Consider the following 19,037-nt stretch of genomic DNA (forward strand, 5'->3'; position numbering starts at 1 on the left):
ATATTTTCCTATACAGACAGGTTTGTTAATACTTTTAATGGATCAACTTTCTTTATACATAGAATACGGAAAACCTGTAGTACAGTAAACAAAATTAGCATAACAATATTTACTTTTACTAACGTAACTCTTTTTTTTATAACCATTACGGAAAACCGTAAGGAAATCATTTTTATTTTACACAATTCACTTCAAAACTTAAACCATAGATATTTTACGGTTTTACTATATTCTTTAGAATGTCTTAATTCTAACTTTGTAATTGGTAATTATTTGACTTAAAAATTAGTGGAATAATAGTTTTAAAATACTGAAATTTAATGATTTGAATCTATAAATACTTTATGATTATTATTACTTTACAGGTAAGTAATAATTAATCTAAAAAGTATTAACATGAAAAAATTATCATTATTAGTATTAGGACTTTTATTTATGAATTTGACAAGTTGTAATCCCGAAGCTTTAAACGAAGAAGATAACAACACAATTGAAGCCATTGACAAAGAAAAAATCCAACACCCAGACGATAGGTAACAAATTAACTATCATTATTATCTTGATTGGTGCTGTAATTGGTTTCACAGCACCTTTCATTCATATTTTTTTAGATAAAAGTTCAGAAGTAAAAGTCTTTGGTTATTACAATGCACGAATGTTTTTCTATGCAATAGGTGTTCCAATTACTTTATTTATAAGTAGCGTTGCTACCTATTTCTCATCATTATTTATCCATATAGCCTTGTTTAGAAAAATAATGATATTTATTTCATTTATGCTTATGTCAATATCAATTTATTATATTACTTGGTCGTTGTGGGCAAGAAATGACTTTGATGAATTTTACTATTACACATCAATTATCATTCTATCACTTTTGATAAGCTATTTATTTATACTTTTTATTAAAAGAACAACAAAAAATGCAGTAAGGCTTTCTAATATAGCTAGAAATATTAAAGTATTACAAGGTGATTCTAAAAGAATTAGCGATATAGCTTCAATAATGCCATCGAAGGAAGAAACGATAACTTACAAAGCTTTAATTGATGTAACAGGAGAAGATATAAATGTCACTATTCAAGAAATTGTAAATGAAATTAATAAAGATTAAATTTCTGTCTTTGTGATGAACGATGAAGAATTAGAAAATATCAAAAATGAACTTCTCAAAAAGTTAGAATCTGAATTCAAAGAATCTGAAACGCTTCAATGGTTTATTGAAGTGGAGATGAAAAGATTGACTACTAAAGAAACCAACTATGAAGAAGTTAAAAAAATTGCACGTTTGGCTTCCTCAATTTTAAAAAACAAGAAAAAGTAAACTTTAACTTTTATCTTCTGTATTTTTAATTTCATTTTTTTCTAAACTTTCCGAAGCTTCTGTGTTGTTTAACTTATCCAAGGATTTGGTTGTAATAAAATCGTTTATCTCTTTGCCTATTATCAATTTCAAAGCTTTTCTGATTTTTTCATCATTTACCAATGCGTTTAGTAAAGACAAGCTAAAATCACTTCCCTGTTCAATATCATTAGTTTCATTTCTATTATCAGTATACATATTTCCCTTACCTGTTAGAAGCCAAGTAGGATTAATTTCTTCATAAGTATTGAGATATTTTTCGATATTCAATTCAGTTAAGCCTGTTTTTTTATCTAAAACACCATTAGAAATACCAGTCTCAATATAAAATTGACGCTTGCTAATTCCTTTATCTTCAATGTGTTTAAGTATTCTTGATTTTATTTTAGAGTAAAATCGCTCCATATTTTGTAATTATTGAGATAAATATCTATATTTGTATAGATATTTATATATATAAGGCTGTGATGGGTACATTCTTTGCTTTTCATGTTAATACCTAAAGAGTTGTTTATTCACAGTCTTAAAATTTCATAAATATTTAATTAGTATTAGCCTAGCAAGATACTAAAATTTAAAGATTGTGTTTACTTATTATAATTTTAAAAAAGGGAATAATCCCCTCAAAAAAGGGGAAGAATACTCTTACCTAAATGCAATTTTCATTTTTTTTCATAGTTATAGTTTCATGGTTGTAAATAGTGAAATTCCTCCTAATTCTCAAAAAATTGTGTTGCAGTAATTTATGGGAATGCCGAAAACCATTTCAAAGAGTAGGCAATTAATTTAATTATTTACAAAATGAAAAAATTATTTTCAGCATCTTTGGTGCTATTATTGATGTTTTCTACGATGAGTTTTAGTGCTTCATTATTAGAAGAAGAAATTATTGAAGTTGAAACTTCTGAGGAGTGTGAAGATAGAGCGTATATCGTCATGCACCAATCACTTAATGCAGGGTATTCAATTGAAGCAGCTACATTTCACATGAATGCAGCTTACGCATTATGTGAAGGTTACACAATGCAAGAAATATTGGATGCTAACTAAACAAAATGAAAAGGCTACCTTTAATGGTAGCCTTGTATTAAAAATAACTATGATGAAAAAAATATATCTATTACTTATTATTTGTTGCTTATTTAATTCTGTTCTCTATTCTCAATCTAATGAAAATGTTGCTGGTCACATAGTATATAAGTTTATTCAAAATCAAAGAGATTCAACAAAGAAAAAAAATGAATTCGATAAGCTTAATGATGAACTTATGCGACAATCCAAAGGCATAACATTTAATTTAAAGTTTAAGGATAAAAAATCATATTTTTATATAGATGAAGTTTTAGAAAATGATGTGTCTCCTATGGGACACAGCCACGCAAAAATTGTTGTTGGAGGTGGCAATTATTTAACGGATCTTCAAAATAAGACTGTTTTTAGACAAACGGACTCTTTTGGAGAACGATTTTTAGTTACGTCAAATACTCTTTCTTCATCGGATTGGACACTTACCAAAGAGAGTAAAATGATTGGTAAATACAAATGTTACAAGGCATATAAAACAAAAACAATCATTAATCCTGCTAAAAAATTTACATTCAATATTGTTGCTTGGTATGCACCTCAAATTCCTGTAAATTTTGGAATTAAAGACTTTAATAATTTACCAGGCTTAATATTAGAACTGCAAGATTCACATTTCACTTTTTATGTCTATAAAATAAATTTTTTAAGTGAAGAAGAAGTTGAAATTCCTATTCTAAAAGGTGAAAAAATCACAGAAGAGGAATACAAAAGACAAATTGAAAAAATGAATGGTATTATAATATCAGATAAAAAAAACTAATTAATGTTTAAAAAGTATTCAATTGTTTATTTGATAATACTTTTAGGATTCTTTCAGAATGTTTTGTGTCAGAATATAAAATTGTCGGGAACAATAAAGGAAGATACTACTAATATAATATTGTCAAATGCGAACATCATAGCAGAACCGCAAGGCGATAGTGCAATGAAGTTTTCAATATCCAACAATAAAGGATATTTTGAGTTGAAGCTTGAAAAGGATGAAACGTATAAAATAACTATTAGCTATCTTGGGTATGTTCCACAGGAGATCACGTACAAAGCTATTGAATCTAAAACGATAGCTGTTTTATTAAAAAAAGATACTGAGTCTTTAGGAGAAGTAACGCTAAACTATACACCGCCTGTGGTTATAAAAAAAGATACAATGTCTTTTAAAGTGGACGCTTTTAAAACAGGAGACGAACGCAAGTTGAGAGACATTTTAAAGAACTTGCCAACTGTTGAAGTTGACAAACAGGGAAATGTAACTATAAAGGGGAAAAAGGTTTCTCGTGTACTTGTTGAGAATAAGCAATTTTTTACAGGCGATAGTAAGCTTGCAGTGAACAATATTCCTGCTGATGTAGTTGATAAAATTGAAGTGCTTGACAATTATTCAGATGTTGCCTTTTTAAAAGGCTTAGAAGATAGTGATGAAATGGTTATGAATGTCAAACTGAAAGAGGACAAAAAAAAGTTTGTTTTTGGAGATATAGAAACCGCTATGGGTATTAAAGAACGTTATATTTTGAATCCTAAGATTTACTATTACAGTCCTAAAACATCACTAAACATGATAACGGACTTTAACAATACAGGAAAGAAGTCGTTTACATTCAAAGACTACTTAGATTTCAATGGTGGAATTAGCAAACTCTTTTCTGATACCGAATCCTATTTGTCATTATTTGATAATGACTTTACAAGATTTTTGGATAATCAAAACTTTGTAGAAAATACCAATCAATTCAACGCATTAAATATTTCCCATGATTTCAACAACAAATTATCTTTAACAGGATATAGTATTTTATCAAACGACAAGCTTCAAACACTCACTACAACTACTAACAACTATATAGCGAGTGACAACCTTATTGAAAACAGAAGAAATGAATTTGACAACACAAATAAGTTTGGAATTGGGAAATTTGCGTTTAGTTACGCTCCAGATGAAAACACGGAGTTACTTTTTGAAACAAACATAAAAGCGTCAAAAAACACCATACAGGGAAATATTTTAACGGAATCAAGTTTTATAAATTCTTCGATTAATCAAAACGAACGTATTGACGATTTTTCGTTTCGTGAAAGCGTAGAACTTCACAAACAATTCAATCAAAAAAATACAATTAGTGTTGTTTTAAATTATAACTTTAATAGATCACAACCTAAAACCAATTGGCAAACTGATCAATCATTTTTAAATGGTTTACTTCCGATTGAAGATGAAGCTATTTTAGACATCAACAGTAATAAACTCCGCAAAACACAATCTTTTAAAGTTGTTGGAAAATACTACTACGTTTTAAATAAATTGAACCATTTATATTTCACTACGGGTGCAAATGTGGTAAATGATAACTATTCTACTTTTGATTTCCAACGGTTACAAGATGGTACAACAAACGATTTTACAGATAGTAATTTCGGGAATCAATCAAGGGTAAATTTCAACGATATTTATTTTGGTGTCGATTATAAGTTCAAAAGCGGAATCGTAACCATAAAACCAAGTTTAACATATCATAATTTCTTTTGGGGTATTGAGCAGTTTACAGAACGTAGCAATAAATCAAAGGCAGTTTTGCTTCCAAAATTTACTACAAAAGTTGAATTTAACAGCTCAAAGATATTAAGCTTCAATTATAGCTTGCAGACACGTTTCCCTACTGTTACACAATTTGCAAATCGTTTCACGCTTACAAATTTCAATAACATATACAGAGGAGACGAAACGCTAGGAAATGAGTTATACCACAACGCACGTATTAGCTACTATCGTTTCAGTATGTTTAAAAATATTCAATACAACTTATCTGTAAACTATCGCAAGAGTACCCGAAATTTAAAAACGGCAAATGTTATACAAGGAATTGATAATATTTTAACACCAATACTATTGGATGCGGTTGATGAATATGTAAATGTTAGAGGTTCGTTGAAGAAAGGATATGGAAAAGTAAAACTATCAGCAAAAACAAATCTTTCATTTTCCAATTTCTTTACGTCCGTAAATGATGAATTGATAGAAAATACTTCAAATAATTATACAGTAGGTGGCGGAATAAGTACACGATTTAAAGACTACCCAAACATTGGTATTGGTTACAATAAAACATTTTCAAGTTACAAAGCGAATACAAATGCAAAGTTTGAAAATGACGTATTCAATATCAATCTTAGTTATGATTTTCTGAATGACTTTATTTTCAAAGTTGATTACAAACGTGAAGAATTTCAAAATACGACTTTGAACAATACAAATACTTTTGATGTAGCTAACAGTTCTTTATTCTACCAAAAAGATAACAGCGCTTGGGGTTTTGAGATATCAGCGTCAAATTTATTTGGTGTAGACTTTAGACAACGAAACTCATTTAGTAACATCGTAGTATCAGACGAAAGAACGTTTATTCAACCTAGAATATTATTATTAAAAATCTCATATAAACTCTAAAAGATATGATGATGGATTATATACTTGGAATAGTAGAGACAGTTTTTTATATGTTAGGAATAATAACATTTTGCATATCAATTTTTTGGTTGTTCCCTTACATAAAAAAATATGTGACTCGTTTTAATGACGAATAAAAACTAAAATTAACACGTCAAGAATAGTATCATTTTTTCAATTTAAGTTTCTACTAAAAAGCACTTTTACCAACTTTAGTGCTAATTACTCTTGACGTATTATTAACGAAGTTTTCATTGAACTTTGTTGTTTAGTGCAAGGCGATATACGAGAGGCTTAATACTCATCGCCTTGCCACTCTAACAAATTTAAATAAATAATGTCTTTAAAAAAATTAGAACGTTTCAGATGGTTTATAATTGGGTTTTGCTCATGTGCTTGTTTTGTGGTACTCATAACCATTATTGGATTCTACATATACTATAGATAAACAGAATAATTTACCTAGAAACCCTAAATTATCGTAAAACTAGAATTATTCTTTTACCCGAAAGCTTCAATTGTAATGATTGAAGCTTTTTTGATCGTATTACTGTTTAGAAATTATGTTCAGCAAAGGCATTCATAAAATTTCTGGAGACATAAACGAATCCATAAATATTTACACCTATAGAAAATCATTTATGTAATTAGATGCTTCAAAATTTTCAATACATCTTTTCAAACGAATTCAATGTTGAGCCTATTCAAAATAGAGCAAAAAAAACCTTAAAGTAATACTTTAAGTGGAGTGAAAACTGGCATGCGTTTTTGAAAGACTAGATTTCAAGGAAAATTAATAAATCATAACATCAATTTTTTTGTGGAAAAACACATCTAATTTTCTAAAGTTTATAGCTTAATAATATATTTCACTTTTTGATGAAACATTTAGAAAAACGTGAATAAATTATTTTTAACAATGTTTATTTAAAAAAAACATTGTTTTTAATGTTTATTTTTTGCTTTTATTTTTTCGGTTTATTTTTAAAAATATCTAAAATATTGATATATAGTCAATTAATAAATCAAAAATCAAAGTGGTTTTATTTTTACCGTAAAAAGTAAAACCGCTTTTACTTTTTTAAAAAGATGATTTTTTTTTAATTTTTATCTTTTTTTTCTAAAAAGGCGTAATTTTTTAAAAAAATGAATTCAATTTATTTTTTAAAAAAAAGATGTTGCCGTGCGAATCTTTAAGAAAATTAAGTTCAAAAAATTACTCGATCTTGCTTAAATTTTGTCTTCCATAAAAACATAAAATAGTGTTTAAGAAATTTATAAATAAACAAGTCATCCGTTAAGGTTGCTTTTCGCATCCCGTACAGCTTTCACTAATCCGCTAAAGGCACTTACATAATATTTTGAAACTCTTAAAAATCCGTAAACAACAATTCCTGTAATAATAATTTTAGTCGCTGGATGCTTTAAAATTTCTTTTGTGTTTATAATGGGTTTTATTTCTGATTTTATCGAATCTAAATCGAGTTTCTCTTTTATTGATTTTTCTTTTCTTCTCATTGAATGAAGTTTTATAATTAATAAATAATTTAAGGAGAGCAAAGCACCATCTTTAAGAATCTCTAAATTCCGTTATAAAGCAAAGATGGATAGAAGCTGTTAAAAATCATTTGTTAACCTTTGTAACTTGAACAATTTGAAAGGAGTCAAAAATATCCAATTACAAATTTAGGATATAAGCTTTAGAAGATTTTTACAATACCAATGATGAGTTCAACGGTTTTTGAATAAAAGGTGACCCACCAAACTTGTTTACCAAATCGTAAGCGCTTAAAACTCAAATAATCAGTAATTTGAATTTTAAAAAGTATTTTAAGTCAACTTCTGGTCACTTCTGAGTCACTCTTTGGGAACTTATAGGGAACACTTGAATCAGTCATTTTTAGGCTTTGAAATTTCATAAAAGCTATTTCGATTAAAAACTATTCAGATATGAAGACAGTCTTATTTTTTTCATTTAAAACTGCTGTGTAAAATTGATTAAGCAATACAGGTTTTCCAAGTTGTTGAATTCGTTTTTCACAATCTTTAAATAATGCCAAACGTGGCTTTTGATTTATAGTATTTTTTTGCTCATTATTTAAAAAACGACGAATTTGTGCATGAGTAATTAATTTTAATCTTATTTTCTGCTTACTGCGTATATGGTCTTCATACCAAACTTTAGTTCCTGCAAATCCATTTTTATTTTTTGTGTCGAAATACAAATGCGGTAATTGAACGAATCTATTCTTGGAATCTTTGGCAAGATACTTCTGGACTAATTCAATACGTTTCATGTAGACATTGTGAACTTTATCTAAATGTTGTTTTTTTACAGGCTGATACCACAAATACAATAACTCTTTGGTCTTTTTCTCCACATTTTCAGTCAAGCAAACCTCTTTGTATAATTTCTTTTTAGCGAGTTCCCACAAAATATCAACATACGAATTAAGAAAGGGAATCCCCGAAGCTTCAAGCCTTGAATCTATGTCTTTTGCCTGTGTTTTAACTTCAGGGAGTTCTCCTTCCTTCTCTACATCGTTAGTACGCTTCAAATTTCGCGCGCCTGGTGTGCCTTGCGAAAGTGGCTCTTTTATTCTTTTACCGCCTTCCTTCTCTACGTATCCTGTAAAATTGTTACCAGCCAAAGCTTCAACTTTGGAAGACCTATAACTTAAGCTACGATCAATGTTCATTTTGTTATCAACTGCTATTAATATATTATTTATGTAACTATTGTTACTAGCGTCTGTTTGGGGACAAGTTGTCCAATAATCTTTTTTAAAAAACTGATTATCAGTCTTTTTTAGTTTTTTATTTTCTTTTTGATTTGGTTGCTTATTGACAGCTTTTTCACTGTTTATCAACAGTATTTTAGGGTTTAAATAAAGTTCATAATTTGCCTTACGACCATAATTAATTTTCTCGATGATAACATTGGCTTTTAAAAGCTTTTTTAGATGTCTTTTAATAGTTCTGGTACTTGTGTGAGAAATCTTCGCCAACTGTACGTTATTTGTTGCTAAGGGAGGAATAGAAGCAGTATCAAAACTAGCTTTTTTACTAGCTTTAAATAATGAAGCACCATAAATTCTAATAATCTCTCTAGCTGTTGCAATCACAGGTTGACGCAAACGACTTGAAAGATCATCAGAAAAAGCATTGTGTTTTTCTACAAAAACATCAAGCGCTTTAAAAACAGTTGAAAAATGAATGATGCTCATTATTATTTATTAAAAGTATTGACTAACAAATCATCCATTGCCGAAGCCACAGAGATGAGTTTTTCTTTTTTTATTTTACGCTTTACGACAGAAACTTTAGGTAAGTCAAGCATAGCATATAATCTCAGCTTTTCTTCTGAGTTTAATGCTTGAATGACGTTATATACTGTTTCTGCTTTCAATTAAATTATTACATAATTTGTGTAGAATTAATGAACAGCGATTTCTATAATTTTGGACAAAAGAATCCTTGGTCGCTCAAAAAGGCAACTTCGCATTTTTAAAATATGTCTGAGATACTTACATCTAAGATTAATCAGCTAGATGTATCTGATTGAATATTGGTTACTTCTTTATGTCTTCTATGGAATGCTGACTATTTTTTTGCAATCAATATGATTGTTCGGTTCTACAATTTTGTTTCTTTACGACTTCCTGTTCTTTTTAAAAGGTTTATAAAACGAGTTCTGAACTATGAGCATTTAATCTCTAAATCAAATCGCCATAGAATGATACGTATATCATTTTTGATGTGTAGTAAATCTAATTAATTTTTCTTTTAAAAACTAGCGTAGCATTTGAAAAACAAAGATTTTTTAAAAATGTAACTCTCTTATTTACTGAAAGTTGTAACAAATTTTATGTAAGTTTTGTTAAAATTTTCATTAAAGTTTGATAAAACTTTGGTCATAGTTTGGACAAAGTTTTGGATACTTTTGGTGTACTTTTTACCCTTTTTTAGTTGCGTTTTTTTTTAAATTCATTTAAACGATTAAAAATCAACACCTTATATTTAAGAAACTAAAAATAAAAATCCCAAAGACTATTTTTTGACTCCTAAACGATGATTTTTAGCATAAAACTCTTCAAAAAAACAGAAGAATTTTATTTTTTTTGAAAAAAAGTTTTGATGTGCATCAAAAAAACAATGAATAATAATCTTTTTCTGATGTTTTTCGTTGTGAATTAGTATGTAAAAAAGTTACAAAACGCTAGTTTTGAGAAATTGGATTGAAAAACTGAACAACTTAAAGAGAATTTGGAACTGCTAAAAGAAAATTACTTTTCATTCATTTTAATACAAATAAAAACAACTCATCGCTAAGCAATAAGTTGTTTTAAAAAGCTTACCGCTAAGTGATGAGTTGATTGAAATAAAAAAAGAGCGCCATGCTTTTAAAAGTAATGACAACCATAGTTATGATTTTATCGAACGCCCTTTTTTATGTCTTGGATTTAAAAGTCAATCGTGTATTTATTAGAATAATCTTTTGCCAACGAAGCTCCAATACCTCTTAAATATTTGCGAAGCTGTGATTTGGTTTTATGTCTTGTAAAGCTCATCAGTTCGGTAAGGACTTGTTCGTCTGCTTTTCCTTCGGAAGCTAGTGATTTGTATAAATTGGATGCCGCAGTATGCTTAAAAGAATATAAGGTCTGATCTTCATCAAGTTTCAAAGCTTCTTTCATATCAGCATATCTGCGGTAAAAGAAATATGTTTTTGCTTTTTCAGTGGTACTCCATTCTCCACATTGTTCCTTATTGGTAAAGACAAAATCATTAGGCTCATATTTATGAAGCTCCATTTGCTCAATCACCTTAGCAAGATTACCAATAATAGGAACTACTTCTTGTGCTTCTGTTTTGGTTTGAACATACAATCTTCTATTTTTAAGATCAATATCCTTTACCCTTAATCTGCATACTTCTACATTTCTTAAAAAAGCATACGCAATGAATTGCGTAAACTTTCTCAAATACGGATCATTTTGATCCATATACTCGCGCATTTGTACAACTTGCTCATCTGTATACGCTTTATGTGCTTTAGGATTCTCTTTAAGCTTTTGAATAGCCTTTACAGGATTGTATTCCAAGATGTCATCACTTACCAATTGATTGAATAAAAGTGATAAGGAAGTTCGGTAGCTATTTCTTGTTTTTGCACGTACAGGTTCATCCGTTAATTCTCGTTGCTTATTATATTTCTTCAATGAATTTAGAAAAACAGCAATTTCGCGACGTTTTAACTTTTTAATGTCAACCGTATCTAGCTCATTTTCTCTTAACCATTTTACAAATCTCTTGTAATGTCCATTAATAGTGATTTTAGCGCGGTCAGACCAATATGCCTCTTTTTGTTCAACAGCAAATTCCAATGCTTTAATAGTCGTATAGTTAGTTGCTTTGAAAGCTGAATTATTTTCTTTGGAGGCTTCTTTTTGCTCCTTTTCTATTTTGGCGTCAGTCACTTTAAAATTCTCATAAGGACTGTATCCTTTAGAAAGTAATTTCTTCAAAGCTTGTTTATACGCCATGAGTATCTCATAGCGTTCAGCTTTAGTTTTAAAGCGATTAGCACCTTTGTAGATTGGTGGCTGTCTTTTTAACTTGTTAGTTTTGGGATCACGATAGGAATAATAAACGTACCAACGTTTGTTTAAATCTCCTCCTGCATCATAAATTTTCGGTTCTGAATAATCTTTCTTTCCTTTCAAACTGTATTCGATAACGTATTCGTTTTGTAAAATATCATTAAAATTATACATAAAATTTGTGTTTTCAAAATAAGAAAAACACAGACGAATACTGGGATTGAAGCCATTTTCATACATTTAACTCAAAAAGTCAATAGGTATAGCTATCCGCACTCGCTTTCCTGTTTTATCATTCCTGCGTATATAGGAATTCCAATCATGAAGAGCTCAAACAAATGCTGCTATCCTTAATGCGTACAAACGAGTATGCATCATACTGAGTAGAACTGAAGCATTCGTAAGACGAATAAAACGAGAAATACCTCTGTAAAAGTGACATTTCTTTTATTTTTACTTGTCACATTGAGCGCAGTCGAAATGTCCTTAACGCGAAACAAATTCTTATAGCGTATAAATACGGTTTACTCATTCAACTCCGATAAACGATAACACAGCTTTTTCAAACAATTTTGGTTGGTCAAAAAAAGGACTATGTCCGCAATTGGGTAAAATTATTAATTCTGAATTTGGAATCAGTTTTTGTGCAACTTCTAGCTCTTCGGGAACAGCAATTGCATCAAATTGCCCTGTAAGTAATAGTAAAGGATGTTGAATTTTCGGGAGTAATTCCCAACGATTCAAATTACGATCTGCTTTCCATAGTAAATCACCAACCAAATCATTATCTTTTTGATTCAAATACTTGATAGGATTATACGGGCGTGAAAAAATAACGCTTAGCACCATTCCCAATCCAATACTTCGTTTCTTGGGGTTATAAGCACGATCGACATAGCTATTCCATTGTCGTGAAATCTCAGGCGTATGTATGGAATCGGTTGCAGTCATCCAATGCAGTGCCTTTTCCCAATATGCAGTATTTGTATCTTTTGCAATAAAATGATGGGCTAAATTCTTTAAATACAAAGGCCTATATGTTGTATAGCGTTCAGGAGAAAAATCAGTGGTAATAGGTGCATTAAAGGCAATTCCAGCTTTTATAAAACTAGCTTCTTTGGGAAATGTAGCCAAACAATCCAATACATTTTGTCCGCCAGTACTATGACCAAACAAGTAAATTTCTGCGTTATAGGTTTTGTGTAATTTTTTGGCAATTAGTAAAATATCTTTTGAAACTTGTATAGGATTAATTTTGCTAGTATCAATCTTCGTAATAGATTTATTTAAGCCACGTTGATCAAAATAGGCAATAGCAACATTTTTCTCCAGAGTTTTCTTCCATTTTGGATAATTAGATCGTCCAAAATCAATGCCATTTTCGGCTGATCCACCTTGTACAAATAATAAAATTTTTTGGTTTCGTATGTTTCCTCTAACGAAAACAGGAAGCTCTTTAGTTTCAGGTATTGTATAAAAAAAGTCTTTTACTTTTTGCGCATAAATAAATTGACTGATAAAAATCAATATAAAAAATACTCGAATACATTTCATTTTTTGATTTATTTTAAAGTGAAGTAAAAATTTTGATAATCCAGTGTCTCTAACACGAGTGTGTCTTTCTGTAAAAAGGTGGTCAAATTCAGAAAATAATCGCAATGCGAATCAAAAACCTCTTTTGGTGTCAAACCATTAATACTACGTAATGTGTCTCCAATTTTTAGTTGTTCATTGGTTTTACAGCGATTTACAACCCAAAGGGAATCATTTAAAATACCCGGAATAAATGGTTTCTCTTTTTCAATATGAACGACTTCAGTAGGTTGTAAAATTATTTTTTCGTTCGTATAATCTATATACAACGTAAAATGTTCTAAAAAATCATTTCCCAATAAAGCTTTATCAAGCGATGAAAATTGTACAGGAATTTTAGTGCTAAAATCTGAAATTTTTACTTGTAAATCTTTTACAATCAACGTATCACGATTGCTTCCGTAAATACCCGAAGTCGATTGATCTACAAATGTTTTAGAAGCTATATTTGAAAACTTAGAAGCATATTTTTTAGGAATAACCAATCCGCCATTATAACCCAAATCAAACAACACATCTTTAATCACAACGCCTTCAATTTCAACATCAATTTTTGGAATGCCCGACAAAAAAGACGTGTAAAAATTAACACTATGTTTTGGTAATTGTTCATCAAACTGAAACGCATCTTCAAAAACGACTAACTCTTTGCGTTTGTAATCCACTTTCCAATTTGCCAATTTAATAAGGTTGGCGCCAATAATTCCGTCAGGAGCCAAACACAGACTGTATGACTTTGAATCGTATTTCAGTTTTCCTGCGGAAATTCCATAAAAAGTTAACTCGTCAAACAGAACAGAATCTATAACAGTCATTTCAATCATTCTCCGAATGCCTTGCGCTGTTCCATTAGATTGCTTTGATGCTGTAGCAAGCCCAAGCGATTCTGCTAACTCATATTCAATCTTACTATTAAAAGCGCCTGTATCAAAAATAAACGTATTCTTAAAATTGCTTCCTTGCAACTGTGCTTTTACCAAAATCAAATCCTTTCTATATTCAAAAGGAATACGATGTGTTTTTCTGGAAAATTTCACATCTGCATTTGCTTCTAATTGCAATTGCTTTGCGGTATCGCAATTCGTATGAAAAACTAAAAAAATAACACTGAAAATAATATACTTCTTCAAAGCTTTCTATTTTAAATATTTATTATCCGAAAACCACAAAATTGCAGCTATAAACGTGAATACGTCTTTCGTACGTGTGCTTTGGTGTGTTTGGGATGTATTTGTGATAAAATGCCGTAAGTAACTTTTACAAGGACTGTAAAAAATCAGAAATCAGGGTTGCTTTGCTTCGTGAAACAGGTACTTTAAAATCGATTCCGCGTAAGGTAAGTTCTAAATTTCGTGCGTTGCCTTCAATAGTAACAATACAATTTCCATTAATCAAAAAGCGATTATGGCATCTAAAAAAAATCGTTTTTGGCAATTGTTCTTCCAGATTTTTTAATCGATTTCGAATGAGTTTTTTGGTGATAATTTGATTCTCTTCAAAAAAAACTTCAACATAATTCCCGTCGGATTGTAAACAGATAATCTCCGGAGCGTGTACTAACAATGCTACTTTTCCATTCTCTTCTTTTAATTGAAATAACGGATTGGAAATACTTGTTTTTTGTGTTTCTAGTAGTAATTTTTCATTTTCCGCTTTCAATAACTGTGTCAATGTTTGTGCGCGGTTTAACTGTATTTTTTGTTGCCTAAATTGTTCAAACAATACCAAAATAACAATGGGGAAAATACTGATACAACATGTGAAAAAGGCAGTTTTTGCAAAAAGTTGCACAAAAGAATCGTGTCCGGTATGTAAAAAATATAGACAAACAAAAATGATCAAAACGATCAAAAAAGTAATCATCAAAAAAAGCAAAATTTCACGTCCAACAGTCCAAACATCTTCTTTCATAAAAGAAGGAAATAGCTTTTGTAATAACTTCACACCTGTAAAAATGCTTGCGGCTACGAACAAGGCAATTACTAAGGCGTAAAAACTTCTTGGGAAAATTTCAATCTCACCAAATACAAAAGGTGCTAACAGCACAATAATCAAAAAAGTAGCTGCGCCAGGAATGACAATACTATACCTGTTAAAAATAAATGGATGAGGTTTTTGAAGAAAAGTAAGCATAACAGTGTAAAGTTAGCGAAGAAAATAGGATAAAACTCAAATGTTAACTTTTAAATATAAAAGTGCGCTATGAGTGGCTAAAATACCAATGGTTAAAGGAGTGTAGCTAAAAGTCAAAATCAACATTTTACACGCCTTTTTATTAATTTTTTCAAAAAGAAATGTATTTTTACCCTTCTGTATACTAAATGATTAAGAATTTAGTTTTAGAAATACAAAATTGATTCACCTTGAAGAAAACACTTTATATATCGGTAACGTTATCAGTACTAGGGATTTTGCTCTTTAGTTGTTCTACCAAAAAAGATACATTTATCAACAGAAATTTCCACTCTGTTACCACAAAATACAATGTATTATTCAATGGAAAAGTAGCTTTTGAAGAAGGTCGTGAAGCCTTAATGAATGCATATGTAGATGACTATTGGGAAATTCTTCCTGTAGAACGTATGGAAATCCTAGACGATTTAACACTTCCGGGACAAGGTGGAAAAAACCCAAACTTCGAAAAAGCAGAAGAAAAAGCAGTAAAAGCGATTCAAAAACATTCCATGGAAATTGGAGGCCGTCAACGAAATCCGCAAATGGACGAAGCGTATTTACTATTAGGAGAAGCGCGTTACTTTGACCAACGTTTCATTCCGGCATTAGAAGCATTTAACTATATCTTAGGGGAATATCCTGATAGTGATAAAATCAATGAAGCTCGCATTTGGCGCGAAAAAACACACCTTCGTTTAGAAAATGAAGAATATGCTATTGCGAATTTGAAACGAATCTTACGTTTTGAAAAACTAGACAATCAACAATATGCAGATGCAAATGCAGTATTGGGTCAGGCATATATCAATCTAAAACAAAAAGACAGCGCTGTGCAAGTAATGAAATTAGCAGCAGCTTCTACAAAAAAACGAGAAGAACAAGGACGTTACAACTACATTATCGGACAGTTGTTTAATGAACTTGGTTATAAAGATAGTGCAGATATTGCGTTTGACAAAGTAATTGATCTTAACAGAAAATCGCCAAGAGTGTATATGATAAATGCATACATTGAAAAAGCGAAAAACTTTGAAGTAACAGACGAAAACAAAGAAGAGTTTTTAGAAATGTTAACTGATTTAGCTGAAGATCGTGAAAACAGACCTTTCTTAGATAGAATCTATCGTCAATTAGCAACCTATCATTTAGAAAATGATTCCTTAGAACTTGCAGAAGAATTTTTCAATAAATCCATTAAAAAAGCAACAAAAGATAGATACTTAAAAGCATTAGATTATGAAAACGTTGCGGCGTTGCGTTTTGACGATGCAAAATATAAAGATGCTGGAAAGTATTTTGACAGTACACTTTTAAACCTAAAAAAGAATACAAAGAAATTTAGACGTATTGAAAAGAAAAGAGCCAACCTAGATGATGTTATCAAATATGAAGATATTGCCTATGTAAATGATAGTATTCTAAATTTGGTGAGTCTATCAGAAGCAGAACGTACAGACTATTTTCAAAAACATATTGACGAACTAAAAGCAGCAGAACAAGCAAAACTTGAAGAAGAAGAGCAAAAGAAAAACTTTGTAGCTAATGAATTTGCAAGTAGTAGAAACAATGTAGGGCCAAGAACTGGAAGTGATGAATTTTACTTTTACAATCAAACAACGGCTGCATATGGTAAAAATGAATTTAGAAAAAAATGGGGCGATCGTCCATTAGAAGATAATTGGAGATTATCAGACAAGCAAACCATCGTCAGAACAAACACACGCGGAGAAAGTGAAAATGTAGCTGATGAAGATGAAAAAGATATCTATTCGGTAGCTTTTTACACTGGAAGAATTCCATCAGACGAAAAAATAATTGATAGCATTGGGAAAGAAAGAAACTTTGCTTATTACCAATTAGGACTTATCTACAAGGAAAAATTCAAAGAATATCAATTGGCAGCAAATCGTTTAGAACAATTACTAGAAAACGGTCCTGAAGAAAAATTGATTCTTCCTTCAAAATATAACCTATACAAAATATACACGCTTTTAGAATCAAGTAAAGCAGATGATTATAAAAATGATATCTTAAACAATCATGGTGATAGTCGCTATGCGCAAATTCTAAGAAATCCGGAAGATGTAATTGCTTCTGACGAAAACAGTCCTGAAAGTCTATACGCTAAAACATATAAGAAATTTGCAAGTCAAGATTTCAAAGGTTCATTAGCAGACTGTGAAAAATACATTCGACAATTTACTGGAGAAGAAATAGTGCCAAAATTTGAAATGCTGAAAGCAATTAGTATAGCACGATTAGATGGATATCAAGCGTACAAAAAAGCACTAAACTTTGTGGCACTAAACTATCCAAATGATGAAGAAGGAAAGCGTGCGCAAGAAATTATAAAAAAATCATTACCAAAATTAAAAAATAACAAATTGGTAAATGATGAAAAATCAAGACACTTTAAAATTATCTATCAATTCAATGCTGATGAAACAGAAGCAATAGAAGCATTAGATAAAACAGTAAAAGAAGCATTAAATGATTTTGGATATCAAATGATTACAGTGACGCAAGATGTGTATAACAGAAACGAAATTTTCATTGTAATACATGGATTCTCAACCAAAATGACCGCTGCAAGTTTTGAATACACGCTGCGTTCAAATCCAAAATATCTGATAAAAAAGGATCATGTGTTACTATCATCTGAGAATTATCAAATAGTGCAAATTCATAAAAACTTAAGTGAAGTAAACTAACCATACCTACAAATTAATCAAAACAACAATTCCTCAAACCCAAAAACATGTTTTCAGAATCTAAAAAAAAGCGCACGGCAAATGAAACACGTGGACAATCAAACCGAATAGGAAAATCTACGCACATTACAGGTGATGTGGTCTCAAAGGCAGATTTTAGAATCGATGGAAAGCTTGAAGGAAGCGTAGAAACTTCTGGAAAAATTGTAATAGGAGCTAGCGGTGTTATTGTTGGAAAAGTAATTTGTGCCAATGCAGACATTGAAGGGAAATTTCACGGAGAGCTAACGGTGTCTAACTTGCTTACCTTAAAAAGTACGGCTGTGATAGAAGGAGAAGTTGTTGTAAGCAAACTTTCTATAGATCCTGGCGCTACTTTTAACGCTACATGTGCTATGAAAACAGGAATTAAAGAACTGAACGCAGGTGAAGGAAAAAAAGCCGACAAAACCGCTTAATAAAGCATTACGACTTAGTGGAGCAGGATTACAAATGGGTTTAACTATCTATGCTTGTAATTACTTAGGAAATTGGCTAGATATAAAATACGATCAAGCATTTTGGGAAACAAGTTTCACGCTTTTTGGAATATTTGCATCTATGTATCTCATCATTAAGCAAGTATTAAAAATCACCAATGATGACTAAAAAAATCCTTGTATACATGCTGGCTTTTGGAATCTTATTTTTCTTAGGAGATTTCATTCATAATTACTATATAGAAAGTCAAGAAATAGCACTTGGGCTTTCATTGCGAAACATGTATGCTTTTCATGCATTCTTTTCGTTGCAAATCTGTATCATATTTGCTTTATTGGTAAACAACAAAAAAATAAGTCCGCAATTGGGATTCATATACTTAGCGTCTTTTGTGTTGAAAATAATTGCATTTTGTGCTGTTTTTTATGATCCAATAGTCACAGCAGAAAAATTATCAAATGCACAGCGAATAGCACTACTAATTCCAATGTTTATTTTTCTAATACAAGAGGTCTATTTTATCATCAAAATCTTAAACAAAAATCATTCTCTGAAATAAAGTTGAAAAAAAAGCTGTTTTTCTA

Annotated in this window: 18 protein-coding genes; 10 read left to right on the forward strand and 8 right to left on the reverse strand. The window is 30.4% G+C overall.

The annotated features are described in order from the left end of the window. Positions 1 to 396: 396 nt before the first annotated feature. The 3 genes from Q0828_RS04615 to Q0828_RS04625 are packed head-to-tail and all read left to right on the forward strand — an operon-like array spanning position 397 to position 1,324. On the forward strand, positions 397 to 537 hold the full coding sequence (locus tag Q0828_RS04615; protein ID WP_298418093.1) for a hypothetical protein: 141 nt from the start codon (positions 397 to 399) through the stop codon (positions 535 to 537). Further along, complete coding sequence (locus tag Q0828_RS04620) at positions 500 to 1,114, forward strand: hypothetical protein (protein WP_298418094.1); 615 nt, start codon at positions 500 to 502, stop codon at positions 1,112 to 1,114. Before Q0828_RS04615 ends, Q0828_RS04620 begins: the two co-directional genes overlap by 38 nt. A gap of 15 nt (positions 1,115 to 1,129) precedes the next feature. Beyond that, a complete protein-coding gene (locus Q0828_RS04625; protein ID WP_298418095.1) occupies positions 1,130 to 1,324 on the forward strand; it encodes a hypothetical protein in 195 nt (64 codons plus the stop codon). Between the two features lie 3 nt (positions 1,325 to 1,327). Here Q0828_RS04625 and Q0828_RS04630 read toward each other — a convergent pair whose 3' ends face one another. After that, complete coding sequence (locus tag Q0828_RS04630; protein ID WP_298418096.1) at positions 1,328 to 1,768, reverse strand: hypothetical protein; 441 nt, start codon at positions 1,766 to 1,768, stop codon at positions 1,328 to 1,330. Between the two features lie 396 nt (positions 1,769 to 2,164). Between Q0828_RS04630 and Q0828_RS04635 the strand changes: the two genes are divergently transcribed. The 3 genes from Q0828_RS04635 to Q0828_RS04645 are packed head-to-tail and all read left to right on the forward strand — an operon-like array spanning position 2,165 to position 5,891. Further along, the gene (locus Q0828_RS04635; RefSeq protein ID WP_298418097.1) at positions 2,165 to 2,413 is read left to right on the forward strand and encodes a hypothetical protein; all 249 of its coding nucleotides are present in this window, start codon (positions 2,165 to 2,167) and stop codon (positions 2,411 to 2,413) included. 52 nt (positions 2,414 to 2,465) lie between these two features. Continuing rightward, on the forward strand, positions 2,466 to 3,209 hold the full coding sequence (locus Q0828_RS04640) for a GLPGLI family protein (protein ID WP_298418098.1): 744 nt from the start codon (positions 2,466 to 2,468) through the stop codon (positions 3,207 to 3,209). 3 nt (positions 3,210 to 3,212) lie between these two features. After that, on the forward strand, positions 3,213 to 5,891 hold the full coding sequence (locus Q0828_RS04645) for a carboxypeptidase-like regulatory domain-containing protein (protein ID WP_298418100.1): 2,679 nt from the start codon (positions 3,213 to 3,215) through the stop codon (positions 5,889 to 5,891). 1,290 nt (positions 5,892 to 7,181) lie between these two features. Here Q0828_RS04645 and Q0828_RS04650 read toward each other — a convergent pair. The 7 genes from Q0828_RS04650 to Q0828_RS04680 form a co-directional block, all read right to left on the reverse strand. After that, the gene (locus Q0828_RS04650) at positions 7,182 to 7,409 is read right to left on the reverse strand and encodes a hypothetical protein (RefSeq protein WP_298418102.1); all 228 of its coding nucleotides are present in this window, start codon (positions 7,407 to 7,409) and stop codon (positions 7,182 to 7,184) included. Positions 7,410 to 7,831: 422 nt separating this feature from the next. Further along, entirely contained in the window at positions 7,832 to 9,118 is a 1,287-nt protein-coding gene (locus Q0828_RS04655) for a hypothetical protein (RefSeq protein ID WP_298418104.1), read from the reverse strand. A 2-nt stretch (positions 9,119 to 9,120) separates the two neighbouring features. Beyond that, positions 9,121 to 9,300, reverse strand: coding sequence for a hypothetical protein (locus Q0828_RS04660; protein ID WP_298418106.1), 180 nt, complete (start codon positions 9,298 to 9,300; stop codon positions 9,121 to 9,123). A gap of 1,054 nt (positions 9,301 to 10,354) precedes the next feature. Then, complete coding sequence (locus Q0828_RS04665) at positions 10,355 to 11,668, reverse strand: tyrosine-type recombinase/integrase (protein ID WP_298418107.1); 1,314 nt, start codon at positions 11,666 to 11,668, stop codon at positions 10,355 to 10,357. Positions 11,669 to 12,022: 354 nt separating this feature from the next. Next, entirely contained in the window at positions 12,023 to 13,048 is a 1,026-nt protein-coding gene (locus Q0828_RS04670) for an alpha/beta hydrolase (RefSeq protein ID WP_298418109.1), read from the reverse strand. Between the two features lie 8 nt (positions 13,049 to 13,056). After that, positions 13,057 to 14,217 carry an aspartyl protease family protein gene (locus Q0828_RS04675; RefSeq protein WP_298418111.1) on the reverse strand — a complete coding sequence of 387 codons (1,161 nt, stop codon included), beginning with the start codon at positions 14,215 to 14,217 and terminating at the stop codon, positions 13,057 to 13,059. Between the two features lie 127 nt (positions 14,218 to 14,344). Beyond that, on the reverse strand, positions 14,345 to 15,220 hold the full coding sequence (locus tag Q0828_RS04680; protein WP_298418112.1) for a LytTR family DNA-binding domain-containing protein: 876 nt from the start codon (positions 15,218 to 15,220) through the stop codon (positions 14,345 to 14,347). Positions 15,221 to 15,450: 230 nt separating this feature from the next. Here Q0828_RS04680 and Q0828_RS04685 point away from each other — a divergent pair, with 230 nt between their 5' ends. Genes Q0828_RS04685 through Q0828_RS04700 form a run of 4 tightly spaced genes read left to right on the forward strand, consistent with a single transcriptional unit; the run spans position 15,451 to position 19,012 of the window. Continuing rightward, positions 15,451 to 17,973, forward strand: coding sequence for a hypothetical protein (locus Q0828_RS04685; RefSeq protein ID WP_298418114.1), 2,523 nt, complete (start codon positions 15,451 to 15,453; stop codon positions 17,971 to 17,973). 47 nt (positions 17,974 to 18,020) lie between these two features. After that, positions 18,021 to 18,431 (forward strand): polymer-forming cytoskeletal protein, encoded by a 411-nt coding sequence (locus Q0828_RS04690; protein ID WP_298418116.1) that lies wholly within the window; start codon positions 18,021 to 18,023, stop codon positions 18,429 to 18,431. Next, the gene (locus Q0828_RS04695) at positions 18,400 to 18,621 is read left to right on the forward strand and encodes an AtpZ/AtpI family protein (protein WP_298418117.1); all 222 of its coding nucleotides are present in this window, start codon (positions 18,400 to 18,402) and stop codon (positions 18,619 to 18,621) included. The genes Q0828_RS04690 and Q0828_RS04695 overlap by 32 nt, the downstream gene beginning before the upstream one ends. Further along, positions 18,614 to 19,012 carry a DUF6168 family protein gene (locus tag Q0828_RS04700; RefSeq protein WP_298418119.1) on the forward strand — a complete coding sequence of 133 codons (399 nt, stop codon included), beginning with the start codon at positions 18,614 to 18,616 and terminating at the stop codon, positions 19,010 to 19,012. The genes Q0828_RS04695 and Q0828_RS04700 overlap by 8 nt, the downstream gene beginning before the upstream one ends. Positions 19,013 to 19,037: the final 25 nt, after the last annotated feature.

Source organism: uncultured Kordia sp. (assembly GCF_947496985.1).
In the GTDB taxonomy this organism is placed as follows: Bacteria; Bacteroidota; Bacteroidia; order Flavobacteriales; family Flavobacteriaceae; genus Kordia.

Coding starts and splice junctions, on each gene's coding strand:
- Q0828_RS04615 (WP_298418093.1), top strand. CDS start 397: ATGAAAAAATTATCATTATTAGTATTAGGACTTTTATTTATGAATTTG.
- Q0828_RS04625 (WP_298418095.1), top strand. CDS start 1,130: ATGAACGATGAAGAATTAGAAAATATCAAAAATGAACTTCTCAAAAAG.
- Q0828_RS04630 (WP_298418096.1), bottom strand. CDS start 1,768: ATGGAGCGATTTTACTCTAAAATAAAATCAAGAATACTTAAACACATT.
- Q0828_RS04635 (WP_298418097.1), top strand. CDS start 2,165: ATGAAAAAATTATTTTCAGCATCTTTGGTGCTATTATTGATGTTTTCT.
- Q0828_RS04640 (WP_298418098.1), top strand. CDS start 2,466: ATGAAAAAAATATATCTATTACTTATTATTTGTTGCTTATTTAATTCT.
- Q0828_RS04645 (WP_298418100.1), top strand. CDS start 3,213: ATGTTTAAAAAGTATTCAATTGTTTATTTGATAATACTTTTAGGATTC.
- Q0828_RS04650 (WP_298418102.1), bottom strand. CDS start 7,409: ATGAGAAGAAAAGAAAAATCAATAAAAGAGAAACTCGATTTAGATTCG.
- Q0828_RS04655 (WP_298418104.1), bottom strand. CDS start 9,118: ATGAGCATCATTCATTTTTCAACTGTTTTTAAAGCGCTTGATGTTTTT.
- Q0828_RS04665 (WP_298418107.1), bottom strand. CDS start 11,668: ATGTATAATTTTAATGATATTTTACAAAACGAATACGTTATCGAATAC.
- Q0828_RS04670 (WP_298418109.1), bottom strand. CDS start 13,048: ATGAAATGTATTCGAGTATTTTTTATATTGATTTTTATCAGTCAATTT.
- Q0828_RS04680 (WP_298418112.1), bottom strand. CDS start 15,220: ATGCTTACTTTTCTTCAAAAACCTCATCCATTTATTTTTAACAGGTAT.
- Q0828_RS04690 (WP_298418116.1), top strand. CDS start 18,021: ATGTTTTCAGAATCTAAAAAAAAGCGCACGGCAAATGAAACACGTGGA.
- Q0828_RS04700 (WP_298418119.1), top strand. CDS start 18,614: ATGACTAAAAAAATCCTTGTATACATGCTGGCTTTTGGAATCTTATTT.